Consider the following 24933-nt stretch of genomic DNA (forward strand, 5'->3'; position numbering starts at 1 on the left):
ATTGAAAGGAGAAGATAACGCCCCGCAGAAAGGGGGCGTCAGAACGGAATTAACGCAGGCCAAGCTGGAAAATCAGGGTTTCCGCTTCGCAGCAGAAGACAAAATCGATATCCAGCTGCACGCCGCCTTCAACATCGCTAAAGGTCGGGGTAATTTTGCACGGTTCAGATTCCACGCCGCGGGCTCTTTCAGTCAACGCCGCCAGCGTTTCGTCTGCTTCAGCGCGGTTGGCAAACACGCGGCTGTAGGAGGCGGTGCAATCGGTGTTGTCCATAATGGTGCCAACATCCATACAGCAGCAAACCGGGGTTTCATCTGCACTAACTTTACTCATCGTAGATTTCCTCTGTATATGCACGCAAGGTGCCAGACAATTAATAGGCTTATTTTACGCCCGGCCGAGGAGTGCCTCCAGTCGTTAATGATGACAACGGCGCTAAGTGACCGAAATCACACTTAAAAATGATCCAAAACAAGAATTACCCGAATCGGACACCCGAGTTGAGGGCAATTTTGCCGACTGGATCGCGTTTTTCGTATCACAATTGAAAAATCTCATAAACAAACTTGCAACATCTCATCTGGTCAGACCTATACTCAGCGCACTGGTCTGATTTCTCTGTCGTAAAGCAGACCCTACACTTCGCGCTTCTGTTACGGCATGTAACATAGTTTGAATAAAAATAACTCAATGAGGTTATGGGCATGAGCCAGAAAACCCGCTTTACCCAATCTGCCCTCGCAGTGGCTGTAGCACTTGTTTCCACACAGGCCTGGTCAGCAGGCTTCCAGTTAAACGAATTCTCTTCATCAGGTCTGGGCCGCGCCTATTCCGGTGAGGGCGCAATTGCTGACGATGCGGGCAATGCCAGCCGTAACCCGGCATTGATTATGATGTTCGATCGCCCAACGATGTCTATGGGCGCCGTATTTGTCGATCCCGATGTCAACATCTCGGGCAAATCGCCGACGGGCAGAAGCCTGAACGCCAATAATATCGCGCCAACCGCATGGGTGCCTAACTTCCACTTTGTGTCGCCAATTAACGAGCAGTTTGGTTGGGGGGCGTCGATTACCTCTAACTACGGGTTGGCCACCGAATATAACGACGATTATGCCGCCGGCAGCATGGGTGGCAAAACCGATTTAACCACCGCCAACTTCAACCTGAGCGGCGCCTATCGCCTGGACAGCCACTGGAGCTTTGGCTTAGGGTTTGACGCGGTCTATGCGAAGGCGAAGATCGAGCGCTTCGCGGGCGACCTGGGGCAGATTGTTGCGGGTTCGGGCGCCCTGCCGCCGCAGCTGGCGGGTCCGGTATCGCAAATTCCTTCCGATACGCAAATTGCGCATCTGAACGGTAACGCCTGGGGCTTCGGCTGGAACGCCGGTATTCTTTATGAACTTGATAAGAATAACCGCTATGGCTTCACCTACCGTTCTGAAGTGAAAATCGACTTTGACGGTAACTACAAGAGCAGCCTGCCGTCAGCGTATAACCAAATTCTCGGTAATTTCGGCCTTCCGGCGGGGACCAACGGTCAGACCACCAACGGTTCTCTGACGCTGAACCTGCCAGAAATGTGGGAGTTGTCAGGTTACAACCGCGTCGCACCGCAGTGGGCGGTTCACTATAGCCTGACCTACACCAGCTGGAGCCAGTTCCAGGAGCTGAAAGCGACCGGCAGCAACGGCGAGACGCTGTTCTATAAAGATGAGAGCTTTAAAGATGCCTACCGCATCGCGCTCGGTACCACCTATTACTACGACGATAACTGGACCTTCCGTACCGGTATCGCCTTCGATGATAGCCCGGTACCGGCCTCCAACCGATCCATCTCCATTCCGGATCAGGACCGTCTGTGGCTGAGCGCGGGTACCACCTACGCCTTCAATAAAGATGCCTCTGTTGACGTGGGCGTATCCTACATGCATGGTCAGCACGTAGAAATTAAAGAAGGTCCTTACACCTTCCGTTCTGAAGGCAAAGCCTGGCTGTACGGCGCGAACTTCAACTACCGCTTCTGACAAGCTGCCGGCATAAAAAAAGGGTGAACATCATGTTCACCCTTTTTATTTATATCACCCGATTACTGCGAGTCGATATCTTTCAGATCGCCCTGAATCGCCTGGGCGTTCGGATTATCTGCCGGCGTGAGCTTACCGCCGTTGGCGATAAAGTCATGACGCTGGAAGTAGGCTTCACGCACCAGGATATACGGATCTGAAGACTGGCGCAGCAGGCCATCGGAGTCCAGCAGCTGGGCTCGGGTCTCAACCCCTTCAACCGCCCATTTACCGATAGACATCGGCCAGGTCAGCCAGGAGAGCACCGGATACAGCCCATCAGCCATATCACCGCCTTCATCACGCAGCGTAAAGCTACCGTAGAACGGCAGCTGCACGTATGGGCCATAGCCGACGCCGTAGTGACCCAAGGTGCTACCAAAGCGATGCGGTTCAACCCGCTGCAGCTGCGGGTTCGCCATCCCGGCGACGTCAATCAGGCCGCCCATCCCGAGGAGAGTGTTGAGGAAGAAACGGGTAAAGTGCACCATACCTTTATAGGGATCGCCCTGCAGGAAGTAGTTTGCCATCACCGCCGGTTCTTCAAGGTTGCTGGTAAAATTACTCAGCCCATTACGCGCTGGCTGCGGGACATAGTCGCGCCATGCCACGGCTACCGGACGCAGAACGTACGGATCCACCACGTTAAAGTTGAAGTTGAACATCGTACGGTTAAACCCTTCAAGCGGGTCTGAACGCCCCTGCGGCCGATCGCCAGAGCTGGAACTGGCACATCCCACCAGCAGTGTGGCGCCGAGCGCAAGCGCCGACAGGCGATAATTCATAGGTGTGTCTCCCTGTTAATTTTGGCTATCACTGTGGGTCATCCGGGGACTGCAGCCTCCATGAAGATATCGCCCGAAGCAAGGTGCACTCTGGTGCCTGCTTTCAGCATAGCCCTCTTTGGTATAAGTGTTGCGTCCTGATTCTATACATATTTTGCAATATTCGTATTGCTATTCTTGCCATTGCACAAAAAATAGGATGTTCACCAGCGCCGTACGTGAAAAATATCTCTACGCTTATGATAATGAAAAATCATCGAGGGAAATGGCATGACCCCACCCCCAAAATCGCCCAATCGCCACGACAGTGCAGAGATGGAGGTTGAGAGCGACGAGAAACAGCAGGGCGAGGAAATAGAGGTTGATGAGGATCGTCTGCCCTCACGCGCCATGGCCACCCATGAAGAGATCCGCCAGGAGGGGGAAAAGGAGCTTGAGCGCGACGGCATGGCTCTGCTTTGGTCAGCGGTCGCCGCGGGCCTGTCGATGGGCGCCTCGCTGGTCGCAAAAGGAATTTTTCACGTTCATCTTACCGACGTAGCGGGTGGGTTCTTACTGGAAAACCTGGGCTACACCTTCGGTTTTATCATCGTTATCATGGCCCGCCAGCAGCTGTTTACCGAAAATACCGTGACCGCCGTGCTGCCGATCATGCATAAGCCCACCCTCGGTAACCTCGGGCTGTTATTACGGCTGTGGGGCATCGTGCTGGCGGGCAACCTCATCGGCACGGCAATCGCCGCATGGGCCTTTGATGTCATGCCAATATTTGACCCGGCGACCCGTGACGCCTTTGAGAAAATCAGCCTGAAGGTAATGCAAAACACGCCGGGCGAAATGTTTGCCAACGCGATTATCTCCGGCTGGCTGGTGGCAACGATGGTGTGGATGTTCCCCGCCGCCGGAGCGGCAAAAATCGTGGTCATTATTATGATGACCTGGCTTATTGCGCTCGCCGATACCACCCATATTGTAGTTGGCAGCGTCGAGATATTTTATCTGGTCTTTAACGGCTCGCTACCGTGGCAGGAGTTCATCTGGCCTTTCGCCCTGCCGACGCTGGCCGGCAATATTTGCGGCGGGACGTTTATTTTCGCCCTGCTCAGCCATGCCCAGATCCGCAACGACATCAGTAACGAGAAAAAAGCGCGGGCCAAAGCTAAAAAAACGACCTAAGTGGCGATAGATTAAGCAGTCAGCCGATAGCTGCTTAACCTGTAAGGAAAAAAACGCTATAATCCCGCCGCTTCGTCCCCTTAGTTAAATGGATATAACGAGCCCCTCCTAAGGGCTAGTTGCAGGTTCGATTCCTGCAGGGGACACCATTTCGAGCTCTCCTGATATCTACCGAATTCGATAAAATCCCCTGATGGCCGGCAAAAAGCGCTTAACCTTGGGTGTAACGTCTACCCGATTCAGCGCGAATCAACAAACATTTGGCAGGCCGATCCCGTTCAATCTCCGGCGAGCCCCAAAGTGCCCGGGAATGCGCATCAGATAACCCAGAGACAATGCCTGAACCATCGGGCTTTTATCAGTACCGCAACATATAGAAAAGCGTGAAACGCCGGAGCTTACAAACAAAGTGCGCCAGTGTTGTAGTGAGGTCTTTCGCTATGCAATTGTAACAGGGCGGAGCGAATACAGCTCAGCGACCGATCCTGCTAGCGCGCTACAACGAGATGAGAAGATTGGGCGGCACCAAACAGATGCCCGGCGATCCGTTTGGCGGTGTTATCTGATTGAGTTTCGCTGGGTGGCTTTGCCGCTGAAAAACGCCATCACCTGTCAATCTGGTTTGTAATGCACGCCTTTATTTTCTTTTTTCTGATCAACAGGATCGCTGAACCAATGATGGATATAATGATAAATCCCCCTCCCATCACCGCAAGAGCTAATCCTTTAAAGAAGTCACCGACGTTACTCCTGATATTATTATTGAACTTACTTTTCAGCTTGCCTGAATACCAGTCAAATAACGACTGGGAGTATTGATAACGTTTGAGCCCCAGATCCACGCCCGTTTGAAAGCAGTCCTCGGCACATCTTTTCAGGCCAATTGTCTTAAAAATCTCGAGCGCGCGGTTATGGTCGTTAACAGACATGAAATACTGAACCAGAGCATAACGTTTATCACTGGAAGTAATATCCACCTGTAATAAATCAAGTAAAATCCTGGCATCATTTTTCGTTAATTTATGGTTAACGGCCTTTTCGTAATAATACCAACTACTGACAAATGCATCACCAGGATATTTTTTATACATAGCATCCAGGTCAGGTTTAATATTGGATATGGCGTAAGTCAGCGTAGAGTAAATATCTTCCACCCGAACTCCATTAAATGGAGTGTAGTACGAAGGGCTGAAGTTCTTTTCGTAAAAATCATGGCTAAGCTCTGGTACTTCACCCTTGTTATTTGATGATGTAGTTTCCCAATATTGAAAATGCCCGGTGCTATCCTTCCAGGCAAAAAAAACATGAGATGGTGCATATATAATGTAAGCATCAATACCATGCAGATGAGCCGCATCCATCAACAGGTAAGTATTGGTATCGCAATCGGAACGATTTAAGGCATAGTTGTTTGATACCTCGATAGCGGGTGTGTAATAAAAATGTTGTCCGATAAGATGACCGGCACATGACACAAATGCCGCATTTCCATTATCGGAGCCATCAGATTTACATTGCCGGCCCACATTATTAAGATATTGATTAACTTTAGCTGTCGCGATTCTGGCGATAGTGTCATCAGCAATTCCCCGCAGACGATCGCTTACAATCAATTTGTGGGTGAGTAAATTCATGTCAAGATTAACATCAGGCAATATAGTGAGAGCATTATACTGTCGCTTATAAAAATCATTTTTATAATCTCCCAGGTTTTTAAGGGACGAAAAGGCAACGGCGTAACTGATAAAGACAAAAAACAATCCAGCAGCGAAGCTTAGACACATTAACAACCAGTAGATTTGGCACTTCGATCGTTCGTTTATGAACTTGACTTCCCTTATTCTCATATTCATTCTGTTGAATCCGTTGATGGTAAATTATTTTTCACGCTCAATATATCGTATTAATTTCAGTATTCCGCCCAGCGTTCCTTCCGGTGTACAACATCCGTTACGCCACCTTAAATTTGTTAGCCATTCATTCAAACCTGACAGACAAGCCAGCTATATACGGGCAAGCCTGTACCTGAGGGCATAAGCAGGATATTGCAAAGACCGTAGCGCTATCGGGTCTTACATGCGGGTTGTTATATCGAGATACTGCTGCTTCAGGTGGCGTAACAGGACCCGCCCTTCGGGCATAAACTCGGTACCGTACCGCCGCTGGCGCTCAGCAGCGGCAGCGCGACAACCACGTCAACGGCCTCACTGCCGGCGGCAACAGACAAATCACAGACCGGGGGAAGATTGTCAGCCATGCCTGTATCAACCAGGGTACCGTCCTGGAAGCGCACCACCAGGCAGGTGGCGTTCAGGCGTGAGAGTGCCAGCGCGGCATCATCAAATTCTGCTGCAATCACCCCCCAGGGATGAGAGATTCCCATCCGGGCGACCATGTCGGCAACGTGTTCACTCCAGCGGGCCTGCTGCTGAAACTGCTGGGGGGCCAGAGCGGCCCCGTCCTCCCAAAGGGGACGGTAAATTTTCATCGCTGATTTCCCCTGCCCTTATGACCTGGATTTCGGCATCCGGCGACCCCGTAATGGGCGGTCATCCATGACTTCCACCGGGAAGTGCAAAATGTCAGACTGATGTTGTTTTCGCTACCGTCATCAGCAAGGCTATTCTTAACGGTAAAATTCCCTTTTGGGGAATATTCGGAAAGAATAGCGTTGAAGTTATTTTTATTAACATTGTCTTTTTCACACGCTGATAATGGCGCAGTCAACTGACCGTTACTTAAATCAACCGCAACCATTAAGTTCAGTGGTAACTCTATATTCTTGCTCGCCCTGCACATTGAAAAATAAAACTTTATATTAACGCGAGAATTTGACACCCAATTCTGGAAACTTTCAGCCATCTAATCATCCCTCTGCTTATCACGATGCACGCTTTCACGTTTCGATTCCTTAGAAGCGATAATAGAATAATGATGATTAAAAGATCAAAGCTAAATACACTCAAACCAAAACAATAAAATCACCAGGATTTTTCGTCTAATTATTAATAATGAGTTACGCTGGATCAGCAGGAAAACAAACTATCACCATCAAAAATAAATAATCATTTATATCTAAGAAGACAATACCGTCAGAATATTGTTAAAAATAGACTCCTGGGTTGATGTAAATCAACACTTGAAAAACAAAATCATCAATTGATAACAAGGGTAAATATATGCGGAGTGAAATATTAAAGGGGGAAATAAAACTTGCAATAAATGAATTTGACACCTTAAAACTATGATCGCAGAACCTGTCAGTAAGTTTGTGTAACTACCATCGTATTTAAAATCGTTCGCTCAGGCGATGTCCCCTTCCTTACAGCCCTTACAGAGGCAGAACTTCCTGAGGTTTTATGCAAACTCGCAAATGACTCAGGAAGTCTCATCCCTCTTCCGGCAGGCGGCAGTGACCGACAGGAATTCTCATCCCTGCAGGTCACTCAGCCGTATGCAACTACTCCATTCAGGTCCTGACACAAGATACTCAAACTAACTTAGAACCAGGCCTCGAACATGCCGCCGACGTTCAGCGAGTCCAGCTGGTCGCTGCTGGTACCGTTGACCTTAGCGGTATGCTGATTATCCACCTGGCCGCCGGTGACGTAGAAGCGCAGCATCGGCCGGAACTCAGGCCCCATACCAATCGCGATGTTCTGCGACAGCGTCAGCTTCCAGCCCTTGTTGTCGCCACCCCGATCGTAGTCAACGCGCTGATAGCCGGCTTCCAGCCAGGTTGAATGCACGTCGTTCCAGAAATACATCGGACGGATAATCGCGCCGTAGTTTTTACGGTTATCGGTATTGTCCTTACCGTTGTCGTAATCATGGAAGGCCAGCAGGTATTCAACCTGTGCCTGCCGGGTGAACTTATAGTTGCCTTCGAAGCTGGCATAGATTGCCGTCAGCCCGTCGGTTTTGTTATAGACGCTGTTATCCGAGTTATCGGAATAGCGCAGGATAACCTTGTTCACACCGCTGTCGTCGCCGTTGGTGTGACTCAACAGCAGGCCGCCCTGCCAGGCATCGAGCTGCGCGTCGTTATCCACCGCTTTTGAATCAAAGCCGTAGTTGGCGTACACCTCAACGTCGATTGGCCCAGCCTTCATATTGTGGATTTTTGACGTCAGCGCATAGTGGCCATTATCGCCGGTGCCGGAGCCGCCGGTACAGGTGATGCGCGACGGGTTGGACTCATCGGCCATCACCTCCGGGCTGCAGGACTCAACCTGTGAGACCCCCGCCACGTCAAACTGCACGCCGCCGATATCAAAGTTTTTCACCCCGGCGCCCTGGCCGTCGTGGTTCATCCAGAAGTAATCGTTGATCCCCTGCTGCGGACGCTGGTGGAAGTCGCGACCGGCCCAAATATAGGCGTTAGGGTTTGATTCCAGGACGTTAGTGACGCCGACGTAGGCTTTTTTCAGGTTAACTTCATCGCTCCAGTGGTCGAACATGACGTTAATATCCCAGATAGCGCCCTGGCTGCTCTTAAAGGCCTTGGTTATCTGGAATTCGCCGCCGTTGCCTTCGTTGCCCAGACGACCGATAGCCGACGCGCCGTTATAGGAGCCGTCGACGCCGACGAACTTCTGATCGCCGGTCTGGAACTGGGCGCCGTAGCGGGCGTAGCCGCTAAACTTGAGGCCGAACGGGATAGCCATATCCGGCGAGGCCGCGGTGGTCTGAGGGTTGGTAATGACGTCCACCTTTTTATCGGCGGCGGCATCGATTTTGGCCTGACGGTCCGTCAGGGCTTTATCGACGGCTTTGGCGACAATGGCGTCGATTTGTTCCTGAGTAAACTCTTGTGCCATTACAGAGGAAAGCGGGCACAGGGCGGCAATAACCGCCATCGCTAAGGGAAGTTTTTTTACAGTTATCATGGTTATCTCAAATTAATAAATTATATTTTCAGACAATAACCATCCCGTTCTGGGGTAAATGGAAAAGATACCGCCAAAACAAGCTGATTTTATTTTTATTTGCGCAGAGGTACAGTTAAATAAATCGGGTAATAGGCTTCTCCATATTCGGCATAATTAAATATCAGCATGGCTATAGATTAATAATCTGTTCTAATGCTCCACGCACGAGCAAAAATAATCGTGGCCCGACATCTGCACCATAATCGAGGTAATAAACTGCAGCGTTTCGCTTACAACCTTGCCGCTCTGCCGGGTCTACCGCAGTGCGCCATCGGCATCCCACAGCAAATCTCTGGCATTCTCTATCGCGCGCTAACGTAAGGCGGGCAGCGCTCATCAGCGGCCCCCCTTTCTTCACGACAGTAAGCGGGTATTTCGTTTATTATTTAATTAGAGCGTAATTCCCCTGCGTCCCAGCCATAATCGCCAGTCGACGTTAACGAATCACCGAGCTCCTGATAAGTGAAATCATAAAAATCTGCGCTGACCTCATAGCCAGAGTAGTCGACTGCCGCCAGGCCAACGAATGCTCCGGTAAAAAATCCGCCATAGCTTTGCAGAACATAATCGTCTGAAAGGATTACGGCATCTAATGTGACAGGAATTTCAGTGAAGTTGACCCCGTTAAAGCTGTATTCATAACTGTACGTTTGTTTGCGAACTTTGGTGCGGAACCAGACATACTCGGTTCCTTCCGGGATCTTGATGGCATCATCTTTTAAATAAGAAGTGTATTTTCCGCGATTATTTTCACCTATTTCGATGACTGAGCCATTAATTTCATTCCAGGTGATGAACACAAAGCTCCAATGACGATCGTTGTAGAAATTCGTTAACCCCGCCATTTGTTGATAACTAAATGGATTAAATTTGACCTTAACTTGCGCATCAAAATAGAAGGCTTGCCAACGTCGGGCAATAAGCGACAGGTCATGGGTATTCGCTAAAGAACCCTGACCAATTAACGTCAGTTTGCCATCGCCTGTGGTACCCATTTTTTTTGTGAACGGAACACGGAGCGTATTCCAGTTGCACTCGAGTGCCGGCGTTGTAAACGCATCATGCTGGCTACGATCTTTGGCGCTTGCGGTGTAAATGGCATCCTCTGGGCCTTCAACAAACGTTTTTCCGCCGTGGCCGCCTTCAACGCGCGGCCAACCTTCCTCATCCCAGTACACTTTTTGGATAGAGGTTTCTCTGCCCAGAGTTGACCAGCCGCGAGGATCGTAGACAGACTCGCCTGGACGATTCCACGGACGCGCGCAGAGCGAAGCGTAATACCATTCGCCAGCAGGCGTTGAAACCAAAGAGCCGTGGCCCTGCTTCTGGATGTAGCTGTCCGGCGTATCGACGTTGGTTAGGAAAACTTCTCCCGGTGCCGTGGTAAAACTGTGGGCATCTAAGGTCTTAGAACGCGCGACAACCTCCTGATGGGTGAATACGGTCCCTCCCTGAGCGGCGAAAAGATAGTAATATCCGTTCAGTTTGTAGAGGTGTGGCCCCTCGACAAGCGCAACGGCCGTGCCGCGATAGAGGGTTCGCGCTGTTTCCGGTTTTAACTTTAATGTCCGGGTATCAAGCTCAGTCAACGTAATGCCATCGAAGGGGTGATGATATTCTCGATGGTCCCAGGTTTGCTGAACGATATATTTACGCCCGTCATCGTCATGGAACAGTGAAGCATCGAAGCCAACGCCATTGAGTTTGATAGGATCTGACCATGGACCACGAATATCCGTCGCGGTGGTCAGATAGTTGGTCATATCTTTAAAGGCACCTTCCGTGATTTTCACATCCGTATACACTAGCCAGAATTTGCCATCAGCATGAGAAAGCGCCGGAGCCCAAATTCCACCTGATGAAGGATTGCCTTTCATATCTAAAAGCGCGGTTGTGGACAACGGGCTGGGGAGAAGATCCCAGTGCTGCAGGTCCTTTGACTCGTGTAAACGCACGCCAGGGAACCACTCAAATGTAGAGTTTGCGATATAGTAGGTGTCATCTACACGGATAATACTGGGGTCCGCATTAAATCCAGGTAATACAGGGTTTTGAATAAGAGTCATATCAATCTTCCTTTATATAATTCTCTAATTTATATTTTCGAAATTTAATACAAATTTTAACTATACCCGTACCTCGTCAAGCTGACGATTAATCTCTGTGACGTTTTTATCTGAGATAGGATAGAATTGAATAACGATCATCGAAACAACGGATAAAAAGATAGGGATCCAAACCGCTGTCATAATAATGCCATCGATCGCATTGGCACTTTGTTGAGCACCCGTTTCGCTAAAGCCATACGCAGCCAGTAGCCACAGTGGAATAGCGCCGCCAATAGTAAACCCAATCTTGAAGAAGAGGCCCATGATCGCATTAATAATCGCAGCATTTCGCTTGCCGGATTTCAATTCGCCATAGGCAATCACTTCAGGAACCAGCGCCCACATAAAGCCCGTAGCCGAGGTTAAGCCCCATTGTTTAATGAATGTTGCGATGTAAGCAAGCCAAAGGGCGTCATGCATTCCTTCACGTGACCAAACGTAAGTCAACAATTCACCCACAATAAACATGGCAAGGAAAAGATGGAAGAACCCTTTTTTGCCAAAAATTTTCTTGAGTCTGGGCCAAAAAACAGGTAAGACAATGCCCGGAATTGAGGCGACAAGACCAACCGCCCCCATCCATTCTGAATGGCCAACAACAAACTGATTGAAGAAGCCATTCACCGTGTTCATGAAGAACATGAAGGTAAAGGCCAGCATGAAAAACAGCCCCAAAATGACAAGCGGTCGGTTATTTTTCAGTTCAAGAAATAGATCGGTCGTTTTTACGTTGGCCGTTTGTTCTGCCGTCGCGACAACACGTTCTTTGGTGAATTTATAACAGAAGAAAAGTGCCGCTGCGCCTAGTACCATATAAATTGAGTATACGCCAAACCACGCGTAATTCGCAGACGGATCGGTATAGTTACCCATATTGAGTTCAAAGCCAAAAAAACCGGTATCCTTGAGGCTTCGATCTTTGGGTGAAGCAATTTGTACAAACATCGGGAACAGGGTATAGACAAGCAGGTTCGCACTGTTTGCCAGCATCATTCGCGTACTGGTCAGTTTATCAATGGACTCAGGATCGCGTGTCAATGACGCGTTAAGAGAACCATAAGGAATATTCACCACTGAATAGACTAAATCCAGTGCCAAATAAATAATAAAGGCAAAAGGAACGGAACCCCGGACGCCAGGGATAGGAGCAAACAGCAATGCGGCAAGAATAACGAGCGGAATACCCGCTCTTAAAAGCCAGGGGCGATATTTGCCAGCACTTGAACTTCTTCTGTCAACGTATGTTCCGACCATTGGATCCCAAAAAACGTTAACTATTCGGACAAAAAGAAATATAAACCCGGCCGTTGCGGTACTAATGGTATTTACCGTCAACATGTGTAGAGCAAGAAAACCGCCAATTGTACCAAAGACGAGGTTTTGCGCAAAATCCCCCATTCCATAACCAATGCGCTCGCCCCGCGTTAATTTGTGGTATTCGTCATGCCGATTTTGAATTATGTTTTTACGCATTCTAATCAGGTCTCCGATCGTTTTTGTAAATGTGAAGCACTTTTTGACACAGATAACCGCGGAGAATCTATTGCGTTTTTATATTAATTAGTTACGTTTTTTTACTTTTGTGATCATTAAAACGCAGGTTTTCTTAGTCCACGTAACAAAAGCATGGACTTTATATCCCCTCAATGTCCGGGCAGGACGTATGCACTCTACAAAACCGGCATTTTATTTCAGCGCGGGTCAGCGCCCCCCGAAAACTGAATTCTACATGACCGTCAGCAAAGGGAATACATAACTCAACTTTTTGCGAGATTGCTCACATTTAAGCAATCTCTTAATCTGCGAATGAAATAACGTAATTGATCAATCGATGATGGAAAATAGAGGATAGCCGCAGTCATTGACTTTCCGCGCCCTGAATGATGGAGTTCATTGTGCAAACTTATTTCGATCAGCTCGACGGCGTACGTTTTGCAGCCCCTAAGGCAACAAACCCGCTGGCTTTTCGCCATTGTAACCCGAATGAAATCGTGCCGGCAAACGGCTGGCAGAGCATCGACGCTTTGCCGCCTGTTATTGGCACAACTTCTGCTGGAATGGCGCAGATAGGTTTGGTAATGGTTCTTTTGAACGCCCTTGGCTGCAGGCTGACGATCGGCAAGAGTGGCAGAGAGAGTGCGCGAAAATGGAGCTGGCCGGTTTTACCCCCGTGAGCTCATTTAATCCATACTGGGATGTTAACGGGCGCACCTTTGCCGATGACGATGGCTATCGGGTCGTCCTGCAAAATAGATCATGGTCATCGGTTTAGAATCAGCTCGTTATACCCGCGAACGGTTTACTCCTCCGCTAAGCAGCGCCAGCGCGACGGCGGCGGAGAGCGCAACGGCCGCCGCGCTCGCCAGGTAGACGGCGTTAATTCCCCAGTGACCCGCCAGGGCGCCGGCCAGCGGAGCGGTGATCCCTAAAGAGATATCGAGAAAAGCAACGTACGCCCCCATTGCCAGGCTGCGGGTTTGGGGAGGAGCGCGACGCACGGCTTCCACGCCAAATCCGGGAAAAGCCAGCGAGTAGCCAAAGCCGGTGAGCGCCGCGCCAAGATAGGCCAGGGAGGGCGTATCGGCCCGCCAGATAAGCAGCTGACCCAGGGCCTCAATCACCACGCAGATCAGCGCAACCCGCGCGCCGCCCAGCTTATCGGGTAGATGACCGAAGGCAATCCGCGCGGCAATAAAGGCCAGGCCGAAAGCAGTAAAGGCCAGCGAGGCGTTACCCCAGCTATGGGCGGTAAACAGCAGCGCGATAAACGCTTCGATAACGCCGAAGCCAACGCTGCACAGCGCGAGGCCAAGCCCCGGTTTCCAGACGGCATTAAGTACGGTATAGAACGAGGTTTTTTCCGTAGCGAGCGGAGCAACGCCCCGAACTCTGGCAATAGCCAGCAAAGCAATAAAGGGTACCAGCAGCACGGCAAGCGACAGGCCGAAGAAGCCGCCCCAGGCGTTAAAAGCGACCCCAAGCGGAGCGCCTGACGCGTAGGCGCCGTACATCGCAATACCGTTCCAGGACATAACTTTCCCGGCATTACGCGGGCCCACCAGCCCTATCCCCCAGCCCATTGCGCCGGTAACCAGCAGGCTTTCGCCCAACGCCAGCACAATGCGCCCGGCCAGCAAAATCCACACGCTAACGCCAGCACTGGCAATAAACAGCAGCGAGAGCAGATACAGAATCCCTGACCCGGCCGTCACCAGCAGGCCTATAACCATCGCGCGTTTCGCGCCGTGTATATCGGCAAAGTTACCGGCCCAGGAGCGCGAAAGCAGAGCGGCTACGAACTGCGATCCGATGACCAGCCCCACCACCAGCGTGCTCTGCCCCAGGGTGCCGTGCAGATGCAGCGGTAATACCGGCAGCTGCATGCCAATAATCAGGAAGCCAATGTAAACCGAGATCACAATCGGCAGTAAGGTCAGAAATACGGACCTGACCTGCGGTACGGCGTGATTAAACGCCGCGGAAGTTTGATTTTGTTGTTCAGTCATAAGTGAATTCATTCAATACGGGGATAAATACCGGGCTGAAGGGGAGCCGCCTCTTTGCCTGTACTGCGGGCTATTTTTTCATCTCGTCCGCAATGAGAGCTCGACGTCATCAGCGAAAGGCACGGACAAATAACCGTTTTGCGGATTACGCACATACTCCAGATATTCGGCGCTGTAGTCGGCATTGTCGGCGATGATAAACGCGCCGGGACGCAGGCGGCTTTCGAGGAGAGCCAAAATCTCCGGATACAGCGCTTTTGCGCCATCCAGCAGCACCATATCGATGGTCTCCGGCAGACTCACCGCCAGGGTTTGCAGCGCATCGCCTTCACGAACATCGACCAGAGCATCCAGCCCGGCCTCTTTCAGGTGCTCGCGGGCCCGGGCCACTTTATTCGGCTCAAACTCGCTGGTTATCAGCAGGCCACCGCCGTTATCTTTCAGCGCGGCTGCCAGATGCAGGGCTGAAATACCAAACGAGGTCCCGAACTCAACAACGTGCTGCGCCCGAATGCTGCGGGCCAGCATATAAAGCAATGTCCCGGTCTCCGCCGCGACGGGGAGCCAGAGATCTTTCAGATGACCATAAAGCTCACGATATTCGGTTTTGCTGGTCATCATCCGTTCGCGTTCGGCGCGAGGAATGCTGGAGAACGCCGCGCTTGCGGCCCCGTTTGCCTGCTTAAATAGTCTTTCTAATAATGCGGCCAGCGGCGCGGATGTCAGCGTGGTTGACATAATAAATCCTTCAAAAGTTGTGTGGTTTACGCCAGCGGCATAAAATGCGAATGATTCGTCATCTTTTAAAGAATACGATCAATTATTCGCATTAACTATTCGCATTCCGGCTCGGGAGAGAAGCGCCATGTCGCCTGCTAAAAGTAATTTGATTTCATTGAGAAAAAAGCCAAAACAGGCCCGCTCAACCGAGCTGGTATCGGCGATTATTCAGGCGGCACTTCAGGTTTTAGAAAAAGAAGGAGCGGTACGCTTTACCACCGCAAGGGTGGCGGAAAAGGCGGGAGTTAGCGTCGGGTCGGTATATCAATATTTTCCCAATAAAGCGGCAATTCTGTTTCGTTTGCAAAGTGATGAATGGCAGCAGACAACGGCCATGCTCAGCGAGATCCTCGGTAACGCCGATCGTCCTCCGCTCGACAGATTGCGCACGCTGGTGCACGTATTTATCCAGTCGGAGTGCGAAGAGGCGGGACTGCGTCAGGCGCTCAACGACTCGGCGCCGCTCTATCGCGACGCGCCTGAGGCCAAAGAAAATCGAACCACGGCCGATAGCGTCTATGGTCAATTTATTGAGGAAGTCCTTCCCGACGCGTCGGCGGCCAGGCGGCAGCTGGCCTGCGAGCTGTTGACGACAACGCTAAGCTCGGTGGGCAGCGGTTTCTCATCCAGCCCGCGCACGGCTGAAGAAATTAGCCGCTTCTCTGATGCGATGGCGGATATGTTCAGCGCCTGGCTAAGAGAGACCGCGCAGGAGGACGCCGCGCAGCCGTAATGCCAAACTCTCTGCCCGCAGGGTGCCCGCGGAGGCCGCAAATTTAGCCCGACATTTTAGGGTTTAATGCGTACAATGCGGCACCCGGTCTTGCTGACAAAAAGGCCCGCTTCTCTCGTTACCGCACAATGCTCCCGTTTTCAGACCTGATACCCGGCGGATAAATGAAACAAATCACCCTCAGCGATATGCAACAACAGCGCGAAGCGGCGGCGAATTCTCCGCGCCTGCGCGCTCATCGTAACTTTCATCCACAATTGAGCGATCCGGTACAGCGTTTAGCCATTGCGATGGAGCCCGGAACCTACGTTCGCCCCCACCGCCACCCGCACACGTTTGAGCTGCTGCTGCCGCTTAGCGGACGCTTTGTGGTGTTGAACTTTGATGACCAGGGCTACGTCACCCGCCGGGTTATTTTAGGGGAAGAGTGTACGGCGCTGGAGATGGATGCCGGGACCTGGCATGCGGTACTCTCGTTAGATCGCGGCGGCATTATTTTCGAAGTGAAGCACGGCAGCTATCGGCCGGTGGCGGCCGAGGATTATGTCTCCTGGGCGCCGGCTGAGGGCGACGCGGGCAGCGCAGAGCTGATGGAATGGTACCGCCAGGCGCAGGTCGGTGACGGCGGTTTTACCCTGTAGATCCGCCGGATTCGCCGGCAAAACGTTCTATCGTCCAGCACAGCGACGGCATTCTTGCCGTCGGCTACACCAGGTGAACCGCGCTATCGCAGGGCTCCTTCAGCGTCCAGCCCTGCTGCCACCTCCAGCGCCATGGCGCTAAACGCCCGTACGGCCGCGCTCTGCCAGGCGTCCTTATGCTGTAGCAGACAGGCCGTTCTTTCCAGCAGCGCCGGCGTTAGCTCAATGGCCACCAGATCGTCGCGCTCCCGCACAACGGCGGCCGGCAGCAGGGTCGATAGCGGGGTACGCTGAATCACGGTCAGTACCGCGCTGATAGAGTTCGCCTCCATCCGAACCTTTGGCTCAATCGCGTACTGGCGGCAATAGCGATCGATCCGATCCCGGGTAGCAAACTCCCCGCTGAGCAGTATCAGCGACTCCTGATTCAGCATTTCCCGCTTTACGCGCCGCAGCGCCGCCAGCGGATGGTGCCGGCCCACCACCAGCGCCAGCGTTTCAGTCAGCAGAGGTCGGGACACAATATCGCGCGCGCCGCCATCGTCAAAGGCAATACCGACATCCAGCTCATCATTGCGCAGCAGGGCTTCCATCCGGTCCTGATCCATTTCGCGCATGGTCAGCGAAATATTGGGGTAACGCTGATAAAAAGAGCCCACCAGCGGCCCCATAAAATAGGTCGTAAAGGTCGGCATCATCGCCACCCGCAGCGTCCCTCGCCGGAGATCCTCCACATCGTGGATGGCGCGTTTTCCCTCTTCTAAATCCTGCAGCGCCCGACGCGCATAGATCAGCCACACCTCTCCGGCATCCGTTAAGCGTATGCTGCGGGCGCTGCGGTCAAAAAGCTGGGTCCCCAAAGCCTCTTCGAGCTGGCGGACCTGCTGGGATAGCGCCGGCTGTGAGATATGGAGCGCCGTTGCGGCGCGCGTAAAGCCGCGATGTTCGGCAACCGCCAGAAAGCAGGTGAGATGGCGCAGCAGCATGCCGTAATCCATAAGTAATTCAAATGGAACTCATCATAAATAAGTCTTTTAAGTTATGAAATAAGATACGTAACCTGTCTGCACTTTTCATCGCAACGCTTCCCCCGCGCCGCGTCAATATTTGCAGGAGCCTTTATGTCCACCTACGTTAACTTCCTTCCGCATGCGCCCGTCGGCCACCTTCGTCCGCAGCCCAGGGGAGCGTATCCGCGCCGGACGGGCGAGTCGCGATGAGCCACGCAGCGCGCAGCCGCCTGATGCTGCTGGTACTGGTTCTTGTCGGCATCAATATGCGTCCCCTGCTGACCTCAATCGGCCCCCTGCTTCCCCAGCTACAGCAGGCCAGCGGTATGAGTTTTACCCTCATTTCGCTACTCACCGCCATCCCGGTCATCGCGATGGGCGCGCTGGCGCTGGCCAGCCCGTGGATTGACCGCCATCTCAGCGAAAACCGCGGGATCGCGCTGAGCCTGCTGGCGATCGCCGCCGGCGCGCTGCTGCGCGAACTCGCCCCGCGCAGCGGGCTGCTGCTGAGCAGCGCCCTGCTCGGCGGGATCGGCATTGGCATTATTCAGGCGACGATCCCGCGAGTGATAAAACGCCGGTTTCCGCAGCACACGCCCCAGGTGATGGGGCTATGGTCAGCGGCGCTGATGGGCGGCGGCGGTCTGGCTGCGGCCTTGACGCCGTGGCTGGCGCAGCGCAGCGCCGTCTGGTATCACGCCCTGGCCTGGTGGACGCTGCCCGCGGTGCTGGCGCTCTTCGGCTGGTGGTCCGTCAATCGCCCGCTTGCGTGCGGAACGTCTACAGCTTCAGCCAGGCCAGAAGCCGCTATTTTCCGCCGCCGCCGCGCCTGGACCCTCGGACTGTACTTCGGCCTCATTAACGGCGGCTACGCCAGCCTGATCGCCTGGCTGCCGCCCTACTATATGCAGTCCGGCTACAGCGCTCAGCTTAGCGGCACCCTGCTGGCCGTCATGACGCTTGGCCAAACCGCCGGCGCCCTGCTGCTGCCGATGCTGGCCCGGCATGAAGACCGGCGCAAACTGCTGATGCTGACGCTGCTGCTGCAGCTGATTGGCTTCTGCGGGTTTATCTGGCTGCCGCTGTACCTGCCGCAGCTGTGGGCGATAAGCTGCGGTATTGGCTTAGGCGGCGCGTTTCCTCTGTGCCTGGTGCTGGCGCTCGACCACTCCCGACATCCGGCGATTGCCGGACGGCTGGTGGCCTTTATGCAGGGAATTGGCTTTATCGTCGCCGGCCTCTCGCCGTGGCTATCGGGCCTGCTGCGTAGCCTGAGCGGGAATTACGTGCTGGACTGGGCCTTTCACGCCGCCTGCGTGGCGCTGCTGATGGTCATAACGCTGCGTTTTGTACCGGCACGCTACCCGCAGGAGTGGCGAAAAACGTAGCCGGCTGGCGAGCGTGCGCGATAATTTCAGGTGCGGAAGGCCCACTTGCGCATCATTCCCGAAGAGAATAAAGCCAAAAATCAAACCGCTACCCGCGGCAAAACCATCGCCGCCAGTAGCCTTCGCCAGAATCGTATTTATTACCGAATGAAATTAATGTGTCGCCGAATCACGACACTCGTAAGTAACTAAAAATTAATAAAAAAATGCCTCTTGTTTCCCCCATTTTTTAGGCGTACATTAGCGCCAGCTGGAGCAGTTACAGCATAGAATTCCGAACCGCCGCAGCCGCCAGAAGCCTCTGGTTTTTCCTGCGACAGTTCATGGAAAACGATGAAAACAAAATTCGTTTGGCGTTTCGCCGAGAATGCGGAGTAATGAGACGTGAAATACTTTTTTATGGGCGTGTCTTTTATGGTCATCGTTTGGGCCGGCACCTTTGCCCTGATGATCTAAGCAAGGTGAATAGCTAAAAAAAGGGAGCCAGCGGCTCCCTTTTTTTATTCCAGGCTTTCGCCCGTCGATTTACCTGCGGCAGGAAGGAGTCCGTCCGCGCGGAACATCGATTTAATGCCGCGAATAGCCTGACGGATACGATCGCGGTTTTCAATTAAGGCGAAGCGCACATGGGTGTCGCCGTAGTCGCCAAAGCCGATGCCCGGCGATACGCACACTTTGGCATCCTGAAGCAGCTTTTTGGCGAACTCCAGCGATCCCATCGCCGCATACTGCTCAGGGATCTTTGCCCACACGTACATGGATGCTTTCGGGCACTCCACCATCCAGCCCGCTTCGTGCAGCCCCTTAACCAGCACATCGCGACGGCGCTTGTACTGTTCCGCAATATCGCGCACGCACTGCTGATCGCCTTCCAGCGCGGCGATTGCCGCCACCTGCAGCGGGGTGAAGGTACCGTAATCGTGGTAGCTCTTAATTCGCGCCAGCGCATTTACCAGCGTTTTATTCCCAACCATAAAACCGATGCGCCAGCCGGCCATATTGTAGCTTTTCGACAGCGTGAAGAACTCAACCGCCACATCGCGCGCGCCGGGGACTTCCATAATGGAAGGCGCCTTCCAGCCGTCATAGACAATATCGGCATAGGCCAGGTCATGCACCACCAGCACGTCGTAGCGCTTCGCCAGCGCCACCACTTTTTCAAAGAATTCCAGCTCGACGCACTGCGCGGTCGGGTTAGAGGGGAAGCCAAGGATCATCATTTTCGGCTTCGGATAGCTTTCGCGGATCGCGCGTTCCAGTTCGTTGAAGAAATCAACGCCTTCCACCAGCGGCACCGAACGCACCTGCGCGCCGGCAATCACCGCGCCATAAATATGAATAGGGTAGCTGGGATTAGGCACCAGTACCGTATCACCGTGATCCAGCGTCGCCAGCATCAGGTGCGCCAGCCCCTCTTTCGAGCCGATGGTCACGATGGCTTCCGATTCCGGGTCAATGTCGACGTTATAGCGATCCTGATACCAGCGCGATATCGCCCGGCGCAGGCGTGGAATGCCGCGAGAGGTAGAGTAGCCGTGGGTATCCGGTCGTTGGGCAACGGTGCACAGTTTTTCAACGATGTGCGGCGGCGTCGCGCCGTCAGGGTTGCCCATGCTGAAATCGATAATATCTTCGCCGCGCCGACGCGCAGCCATTTTCAGTTCAGCGGTAATGTTAAATACGTACGGGGGGAGACGATCGATACGCGTAAAGCGGCGTTCAGGACTGAATTCAGCCATAGATTCCTCGGATTAACGTGAGCGCCCGGACCGTCCGAGCGACGCTGCCGCTGTTGCGGCACATTTAGAAAATAACCCGAAAAAAATAACGCTGTCGAGAGGGCAGAGAAAAAATAAAATCTGGCAGGAAAAACGGGTACTCGTTCCAGCAAATACGGCAGCGGTCGATCCGGATTTAGCCAACAGGATCGTTGAAAGTAACATCTTAATATCTTTTACATTACCTTATTTTAGCCTCAGCGCCCCCGCGTTCGCTGCCGCGCGGCACTTACCGTCAATCCCCTTTTTAAAGTGTGCCTTTTCCCTATTATTGTCTGCGGCTGGCCTTCTGGGGCCAGGTTTTTTATCATATCGTTTTCCCGCGAATGACACGGCGCCTCCATGCACGAAATATTCACCATGCTGCTCGCAGTTTTTGACCGCGCGGCACTGATGCTGATTTGTCTTTTTTTCCTCATCCGCCTGCGGCTGTTTCGTGAGCTGCTGCATAAATCTGCCCATACGCCGAAGGAGCTGCTGGCCGTCACCGCCATCTTCTCCCTGTTTGCCCTGTTCAGTACCTGGTCAGGCGTACCGGTGGAGGGATCGCTGGTCAACGTTCGTATCATCGCGGTGATGTCCGGCGGCATCCTGTTTGGCCCGTGGGTCGGCGCTATCGTTGGCGTCATTGCCGGGGTGCATCGCTATCTGATCGATATCGATGGCGTTACCGCGATCCCCTGCTTTATCACCAGCATCATCGCCGGGCTATTGTCCGGGTTGATCGGCCGTAGGGTTCCCAAGGCCCAGCGCTGGAAGGCCGGGATCCTCGCCGGGATGCTCTGCGAAACGCTGACCATGATCCTCGTGGTGCTGTGGGCGCCCTCTTTGTCACTGGGCCTGGATATCGTCTCGAAAATCGGTATTCCGATGATCCTCGGCAGCGTCAGTATCGGTTTTATCGTTCTGCTGGTGCAGAGCGTTGAGGGAGAAAAAGAGGCCAGCGCCGCGCGCCAGGCCAAGCTGGCGCTGGATATCGCCAACAAAACGCTGCCGCTGTTTCGCCACGTCAACAGCGAGTCGCTCCGCCAGGTCTGCGACATTATCCGCCGCGATATCAACGCCGACGCGGTGGCGATTACCACCACCGATCGGGTACTGGCCTACGTTGGCTTCGGCGAAGGCAACTATCACGATCGCGACAACGCCATTAGCCCCACCACCCGCCAGGCGATTGAGAGTGGAAAAATTATCATCAAGAACAACGATGAGGCGTACAGAACCCCTGAAATTCACTCGATGCTGGTGATTCCATTGCGGGAAAAAGGCATCGTCACCGGGACGCTGAAAATCTACTACTGCCACGCGCACCGTATTACGTCGTCGCTGCAGGAGATGGCGATAGGCCTGTCGCAAATCATCTCGACCCAGCTGGAGGTTTCCCGCGCGGAACAGCTGCGGGAAATGGCCAACAAGGCCGAACTGCGCGCGCTGCAGAGCAAAATCAATCCGCACTTCCTCTTTAACGCGCTCAATGCCATTTCATCATCGATTCGCATGAATCCGGATACCGCGCGTCAGCTTATTTTTAATTTATCGCGTTATTTACGCTATAACATTGAATTAAAAGACGACGAGCAGATTGATATTAAAAGAGAGCTGTACCAGATCAAGGACTACATTGCCATTGAACAGGCGCGTTTTGGCGACAAGCTCACCGTTATCTATGATATCGACGATGAAGTCAGCTGCGTCATACCCAGCCTGCTGATCCAGCCGCTGGTAGAAAATGCCATTGTTCACGGCATCCAGCCCTGCAAGGGAAAAGGCGTGGTCACTATTGGCATCAATGAGTGCGGGAAGCGGGTGCGGATTAGCGTCCGTGATACCGGCAACGGTATCGATCCGGCCGTCGTCGCCCGGGTGGAGGCCGATGAGATGCCGGGTAATAAAATCGGCCTGCTTAACGTCCATCACCGGGTCAAACTGCTGTACGGCGAAGGGCTGCATATCAGGCGTATGACCCCAGGGACGGAGATTACCTTCTACGTACCAAACCGCAACGCCCCCCAGTCCACGCCGGCGTCGCTGCTGCCATGAGCGGAGAAAAAATGAAAGTCATCATTGTTGAGGACGAGTTCCCGGCGCAACAGGAGCTCAGCTGGCTGATTAACACCCACAGCCAGATGGAGATTGTCGGTACCTTTGACGACGGGCTGGACGTGCTGAAGTTTCTACAGCACAACAGGGTCGATGCCATTTTTCTCGACATCAATATCCCCTCGCTGGACGGCGTTCTGCTGGCGCAGAACATCAGCCAGTTTGCCCATAAGCCGTTTATTGTGTTTATCACCGCCTGGAAAGAGCACGCCGTAGAGGCATTTGAGCTGGAGGCGTTCGATTACATCCTCAAGCCCTATCAGGAATCACGTATTATCAACATGCTGCAAAAGCTGAGCAGCGCCTGGCAGCAGCAGCTTCCAGCAGCCGGCGCCGGCGCGGCGCCAAATCCGCAGCGGGAAAACGACACCATCAATCTGATCAAAGATGAGCGGATTATCGTCACCAGCATTCACGATATTTACTACGCGGAAGCGCATGAAAAAATGACGTTTGTCTATACCCGGCGGGAATCGTTCGTGATGCCAATGAACATTACGGAGTTTTGCGCCAGGCTACCGCCGGCGCACTTTTTCCGCTGCCACCGCTCCTACTGCGTCAATCTGAACAAAATTCGCGAGATTGAGCCGTGGTTCAATAACACCTATGTCCTGCGGCTGCGGGATCTTGAGTTTCAGGTGCCGGTGAGCCGTAGCAAGGTCAAAGAGTTCCGCCAGCTGATGCACCTGTAGCCGGCGGCTTATCCGGACCCTCAGGCCCGGAGGCGCTATTTTAGAGGATTTGGCCCAGCGTCTGGCGCATATGCGCGCCGGAGCCCAGCAGCCCCGGATTGTCGTGGACAATCAGGTACACCGGGATATCCTGCACGAAGGCTTTAAACCGCCCTTTATCTTCAAAACCGCCGCGGAAACCGGACGCCTTAAAGAATTCGAGGAAGCGCGGCACGATACCGCCCGCGATATACACGCCGCCAAAGGTCGCCAGCGTCAGCGCCAGGTTGCCGCCAAAACGGCCCATAATCACGCAGAACAGCGACAGCGCGCGGCGGCAATCGGTGCAGGAGTCGGCAAGCGCGCGTTCGGTAACGTCTCTCGGCTGCAGATTTTCCGGTAAACGGCCGTCGGATTTCACTATCGCGCGATAAAGGTTGACCAGACCTGGGCCTGACAGCACGCGTTCGGCGGAAACGTGTCCCAGCTCGGCGCGCAGCTCTTCCAGAATAATCCCCTCTTCTTCGCTGTTCGGCGCAAAATCGACGTGGCCGCCCTCTCCCGGCAGGCTCACCCAGCGTTTATCAACGTGGACCAGATGCGCCACGCCGAGGCCGGTTCCCGCGCCATAGACGGCGATAGGTTTCCCTTCCACCGGCGCCGTGCCGCCAAACTGAATCAGATGCTCAGCTTTTAGCATCGGAATCGCCATCGATACCGCCGTGAAGTCGTTAATGATCTCCAGATGCGCAAACCCGAGGTTGCTTTTCATTTCGGCGATGGAAAACGCCCAGGTGTGGTTGGTCATCGCCACCCAGTCGCCGGTGATCGGGCAGGCTATCGCAATGCAGCCATCCTCGACTTCAACGTTGTGCTCGTCGAGATAGACGCGAACAACGGCTTCAAGACTGGGATAATCGAGCCCGGAATAGGTTTTTGCACGGGAGATATCCCCGCTCGCGATATCACATAATGCCAGTCGGGCATTGGTTCCGCCGACATCTCCTACTAAAGCAAATTTTGTCATTCCGTTACGGCTCCACTAAAGTCAAAATGATTCTTTTGGCACACTGTAAATTCATGATGCCTTAACAACAACGACCAACGTATAAGTGCCCACAGTTTAGCGACCTATATCACATTTAGGCTGTAATCTGTGAAAAATGGTTTACCCCGCGCCGCCGGGATCGTCAGGCATAGCCTTAACTTTATCGTTTCAGCACCATCTGCCTCGATGCCCTCCTGCGGCGAAGGCAAAG

21 protein-coding genes, 1 tRNA gene and 4 pseudogenes are annotated in these 24933 nt (G+C 53.0%); 12 read left to right on the top strand and 14 right to left on the bottom strand.

What is annotated here, in order from left to right; translation table 11 throughout:
• Nucleotides 1-49 precede the first annotated feature (49 nt).
• Complete coding sequence (locus NWP14_RS14440; protein WP_095100486.1) at nucleotides 50-334, bottom strand: YfcZ/YiiS family protein; 285 nt, start codon at nucleotides 332-334, stop codon at nucleotides 50-52.
• Between the two features lie 371 nt (nucleotides 335-705).
• Between NWP14_RS14440 and fadL the strand changes: the two genes are divergently transcribed.
• Nucleotides 706-2028 (top strand): long-chain fatty acid transporter FadL, encoded by a 1323-nt coding sequence (gene fadL / locus NWP14_RS14445; protein ID WP_189339862.1) that lies wholly within the window; start codon nucleotides 706-708, stop codon nucleotides 2026-2028.
• 62 nt (nucleotides 2029-2090) lie between these two features.
• Here the strand turns inward: fadL and mlaA are convergent, their stop codons facing one another.
• Nucleotides 2091-2852 carry a phospholipid-binding lipoprotein MlaA gene (gene mlaA / locus NWP14_RS14450; protein ID WP_095100482.1) on the bottom strand — a complete coding sequence of 254 codons (762 nt, stop codon included), beginning with the start codon at nucleotides 2850-2852 and terminating at the stop codon, nucleotides 2091-2093.
• A gap of 270 nt (nucleotides 2853-3122) precedes the next feature.
• Between mlaA and NWP14_RS14455 the strand changes: the two genes are divergently transcribed.
• From NWP14_RS14455 to NWP14_RS14465, 3 genes and pseudogenes are all read left to right on the top strand, one after another.
• Complete coding sequence (locus NWP14_RS14455) at nucleotides 3123-4028, top strand: formate/nitrite transporter family protein (protein WP_331834767.1); 906 nt, start codon at nucleotides 3123-3125, stop codon at nucleotides 4026-4028.
• Nucleotides 4029-4102: 74 nt separating this feature from the next.
• Nucleotides 4103-4177, top strand: a tRNA-Arg gene (locus NWP14_RS14460).
• Nucleotides 4178-4380: 203 nt separating this feature from the next.
• Nucleotides 4381-4542, top strand: a pseudogene (locus NWP14_RS14465) (integrase); the annotation flags it as partial.
• Between the two features lie 91 nt (nucleotides 4543-4633).
• Here NWP14_RS14465 and NWP14_RS14470 read toward each other — a convergent pair.
• The 7 genes and pseudogenes from NWP14_RS14470 to NWP14_RS14500 all read right to left on the bottom strand — a co-directional run bounded on the left by NWP14_RS14470 (nucleotide 4634) and on the right by NWP14_RS14500 (nucleotide 12525).
• Complete coding sequence (locus NWP14_RS14470; protein WP_375215549.1) at nucleotides 4634-5881, bottom strand: hypothetical protein; 1248 nt, start codon at nucleotides 5879-5881, stop codon at nucleotides 4634-4636.
• A 219-nt stretch (nucleotides 5882-6100) separates the two neighbouring features.
• Nucleotides 6101-6187, bottom strand: a pseudogene (locus tag NWP14_RS14475) (type VI secretion system baseplate subunit TssE); the annotation flags it as partial.
• Nucleotides 6178-6516, bottom strand: a pseudogene (gene tssK, locus NWP14_RS14480) (type VI secretion system baseplate subunit TssK); the annotation flags it as partial. The pseudogenes tssK and NWP14_RS14475, both read right to left, overlap by 10 nt.
• Complete coding sequence (locus NWP14_RS14485) at nucleotides 6513-6890, bottom strand: type VI secretion system contractile sheath small subunit (RefSeq protein WP_375215550.1); 378 nt, start codon at nucleotides 6888-6890, stop codon at nucleotides 6513-6515. The pseudogene tssK and the gene NWP14_RS14485, both read right to left, overlap by 4 nt.
• 638 nt (nucleotides 6891-7528) lie before the next feature.
• The gene (locus NWP14_RS14490) at nucleotides 7529-8917 is read right to left on the bottom strand and encodes a carbohydrate porin (protein ID WP_331834771.1); all 1389 of its coding nucleotides are present in this window, start codon (nucleotides 8915-8917) and stop codon (nucleotides 7529-7531) included.
• 428 nt (nucleotides 8918-9345) lie between these two features.
• Nucleotides 9346-11025, bottom strand: a complete 1680-nt coding sequence (locus NWP14_RS14495; RefSeq protein WP_375215551.1) for a glycoside hydrolase family 43 protein — start codon at nucleotides 11023-11025, stop codon at nucleotides 9346-9348.
• A 60-nt stretch (nucleotides 11026-11085) separates the two neighbouring features.
• A complete protein-coding gene (locus tag NWP14_RS14500) occupies nucleotides 11086-12525 on the bottom strand; it encodes an MFS transporter (protein ID WP_189339875.1) in 1440 nt (479 codons plus the stop codon).
• Nucleotides 12526-12950: 425 nt separating this feature from the next.
• On the opposite strand from NWP14_RS14500, the pseudogene NWP14_RS14505 reads away from it, so the two are divergent.
• Nucleotides 12951-13231 (top strand): annotated as a pseudogene (locus NWP14_RS14505) (xylose isomerase); the annotation flags it as partial.
• Complete coding sequence (locus tag NWP14_RS14510; protein WP_375215609.1) at nucleotides 13214-13339, top strand: hypothetical protein; 126 nt, start codon at nucleotides 13214-13216, stop codon at nucleotides 13337-13339. The pseudogene NWP14_RS14505 and the gene NWP14_RS14510, both read left to right, overlap by 18 nt.
• A 10-nt stretch (nucleotides 13340-13349) precedes the next feature.
• Here NWP14_RS14510 and NWP14_RS14515 read toward each other — a convergent pair whose 3' ends face one another.
• Together NWP14_RS14515 and NWP14_RS14520 are read right to left on the bottom strand one after the other, a co-directional pair.
• Nucleotides 13350-14573 carry an arabinose transporter gene (locus NWP14_RS14515; protein WP_375215552.1) on the bottom strand — a complete coding sequence of 408 codons (1224 nt, stop codon included), beginning with the start codon at nucleotides 14571-14573 and terminating at the stop codon, nucleotides 13350-13352.
• 78 nt (nucleotides 14574-14651) lie between these two features.
• Nucleotides 14652-15311 (bottom strand): O-methyltransferase, encoded by a 660-nt coding sequence (locus tag NWP14_RS14520; protein WP_375215553.1) that lies wholly within the window; start codon nucleotides 15309-15311, stop codon nucleotides 14652-14654.
• A 127-nt stretch (nucleotides 15312-15438) separates the two neighbouring features.
• Here NWP14_RS14520 and NWP14_RS14525 point away from each other — a divergent pair, with 127 nt between their 5' ends.
• Both NWP14_RS14525 and NWP14_RS14530 read left to right on the top strand, forming a co-directional pair.
• Nucleotides 15439-16086 (top strand): TetR family transcriptional regulator, encoded by a 648-nt coding sequence (locus NWP14_RS14525; protein ID WP_375215554.1) that lies wholly within the window; start codon nucleotides 15439-15441, stop codon nucleotides 16084-16086.
• Between the two features lie 164 nt (nucleotides 16087-16250).
• On the top strand, nucleotides 16251-16727 hold the full coding sequence (locus NWP14_RS14530; protein ID WP_375215555.1) for a WbuC family cupin fold metalloprotein: 477 nt from the start codon (nucleotides 16251-16253) through the stop codon (nucleotides 16725-16727).
• Nucleotides 16728-16810: 83 nt separating this feature from the next.
• Here NWP14_RS14530 and cynR read toward each other — a convergent pair whose 3' ends face one another.
• A complete protein-coding gene (cynR, locus tag NWP14_RS14535; protein ID WP_375215556.1) occupies nucleotides 16811-17713 on the bottom strand; it encodes a transcriptional regulator CynR in 903 nt (300 codons plus the stop codon).
• Between the two features lie 230 nt (nucleotides 17714-17943).
• Here cynR and NWP14_RS14540 point away from each other — a divergent pair, with 230 nt between their 5' ends.
• The gene (locus NWP14_RS14540; protein ID WP_375215557.1) at nucleotides 17944-19125 is read left to right on the top strand and encodes a cyanate transporter; all 1182 of its coding nucleotides are present in this window, start codon (nucleotides 17944-17946) and stop codon (nucleotides 19123-19125) included.
• Nucleotides 19126-19509: 384 nt separating this feature from the next.
• Nucleotides 19510-19581, top strand: a complete 72-nt coding sequence (gene ypdK, locus NWP14_RS14545) for a membrane protein YpdK (RefSeq protein WP_115193904.1) — start codon at nucleotides 19510-19512, stop codon at nucleotides 19579-19581.
• Nucleotides 19582-19625: 44 nt separating this feature from the next.
• Here ypdK and alaC read toward each other — a convergent pair whose 3' ends face one another.
• Nucleotides 19626-20864 carry an alanine transaminase gene (gene alaC, locus NWP14_RS14550; protein WP_095100452.1) on the bottom strand — a complete coding sequence of 413 codons (1239 nt, stop codon included), beginning with the start codon at nucleotides 20862-20864 and terminating at the stop codon, nucleotides 19626-19628.
• Between the two features lie 399 nt (nucleotides 20865-21263).
• On the opposite strand from alaC, the gene NWP14_RS14555 reads away from it, so the two are divergent.
• On the top strand, nucleotides 21264-22943 hold the full coding sequence (locus NWP14_RS14555) for a sensor histidine kinase (RefSeq protein ID WP_331834796.1): 1680 nt from the start codon (nucleotides 21264-21266) through the stop codon (nucleotides 22941-22943).
• An 11-nt stretch (nucleotides 22944-22954) separates the two neighbouring features.
• Nucleotides 22955-23695, top strand: a complete 741-nt coding sequence (locus NWP14_RS14560; RefSeq protein ID WP_375215558.1) for a LytR/AlgR family response regulator transcription factor — start codon at nucleotides 22955-22957, stop codon at nucleotides 23693-23695.
• A 40-nt stretch (nucleotides 23696-23735) separates the two neighbouring features.
• Here the strand turns inward: NWP14_RS14560 and glk are convergent, their stop codons facing one another.
• The gene (gene glk / locus NWP14_RS14565) at nucleotides 23736-24701 is read right to left on the bottom strand and encodes a glucokinase (protein WP_095100448.1); all 966 of its coding nucleotides are present in this window, start codon (nucleotides 24699-24701) and stop codon (nucleotides 23736-23738) included.
• Between the last annotated feature and the right edge of the window lie 232 nt (nucleotides 24702-24933).

The organism is Klebsiella sp. C349492 (assembly GCF_042055345.1).
Classification (GTDB): domain Bacteria; phylum Pseudomonadota; class Gammaproteobacteria; order Enterobacterales; family Enterobacteriaceae; genus Klebsiella; species Klebsiella scottii.

Excerpts from the sequence above, each read along its gene's own strand:
- NWP14_RS14440 (WP_095100486.1), bottom strand. The coding sequence starts at position 334 with ATGAGTAAAGTTAGTGCAGATGAAACCCCGGTTTGCTGCTGTATGGAT.
- fadL (WP_189339862.1), top strand. The coding sequence starts at position 706 with ATGAGCCAGAAAACCCGCTTTACCCAATCTGCCCTCGCAGTGGCTGTA.
- mlaA (WP_095100482.1), bottom strand. The coding sequence starts at position 2,852 with ATGAATTATCGCCTGTCGGCGCTTGCGCTCGGCGCCACACTGCTGGTG.
- NWP14_RS14455 (WP_331834767.1), top strand. The coding sequence starts at position 3,123 with ATGACCCCACCCCCAAAATCGCCCAATCGCCACGACAGTGCAGAGATG.
- NWP14_RS14470 (WP_375215549.1), bottom strand. The coding sequence starts at position 5,881 with ATGAATATGAGAATAAGGGAAGTCAAGTTCATAAACGAACGATCGAAG.
- NWP14_RS14485 (WP_375215550.1), bottom strand. The coding sequence starts at position 6,890 with ATGGCTGAAAGTTTCCAGAATTGGGTGTCAAATTCTCGCGTTAATATA.
- NWP14_RS14490 (WP_331834771.1), bottom strand. The coding sequence starts at position 8,917 with ATGATAACTGTAAAAAAACTTCCCTTAGCGATGGCGGTTATTGCCGCC.
- NWP14_RS14495 (WP_375215551.1), bottom strand. The coding sequence starts at position 11,025 with ATGACTCTTATTCAAAACCCTGTATTACCTGGATTTAATGCGGACCCC.
- NWP14_RS14510 (WP_375215609.1), top strand. The coding sequence starts at position 13,214 with ATGGAGCTGGCCGGTTTTACCCCCGTGAGCTCATTTAATCCATACTGG.
- NWP14_RS14515 (WP_375215552.1), bottom strand. The coding sequence starts at position 14,573 with ATGACTGAACAACAAAATCAAACTTCCGCGGCGTTTAATCACGCCGTA.
- NWP14_RS14520 (WP_375215553.1), bottom strand. The coding sequence starts at position 15,311 with ATGTCAACCACGCTGACATCCGCGCCGCTGGCCGCATTATTAGAAAGA.
- NWP14_RS14525 (WP_375215554.1), top strand. The coding sequence starts at position 15,439 with ATGTCGCCTGCTAAAAGTAATTTGATTTCATTGAGAAAAAAGCCAAAA.
- NWP14_RS14530 (WP_375215555.1), top strand. The coding sequence starts at position 16,251 with ATGAAACAAATCACCCTCAGCGATATGCAACAACAGCGCGAAGCGGCG.
- cynR (WP_375215556.1), bottom strand. The coding sequence starts at position 17,713 with ATGCTGCTGCGCCATCTCACCTGCTTTCTGGCGGTTGCCGAACATCGC.
- NWP14_RS14540 (WP_375215557.1), top strand. The coding sequence starts at position 17,944 with ATGAGCCACGCAGCGCGCAGCCGCCTGATGCTGCTGGTACTGGTTCTT.
- alaC (WP_095100452.1), bottom strand. The coding sequence starts at position 20,864 with ATGGCTGAATTCAGTCCTGAACGCCGCTTTACGCGTATCGATCGTCTC.
- NWP14_RS14555 (WP_331834796.1), top strand. The coding sequence starts at position 21,264 with ATGCTGCTCGCAGTTTTTGACCGCGCGGCACTGATGCTGATTTGTCTT.
- NWP14_RS14560 (WP_375215558.1), top strand. The coding sequence starts at position 22,955 with ATGAAAGTCATCATTGTTGAGGACGAGTTCCCGGCGCAACAGGAGCTC.
- glk (WP_095100448.1), bottom strand. The coding sequence starts at position 24,701 with ATGACAAAATTTGCTTTAGTAGGAGATGTCGGCGGAACCAATGCCCGA.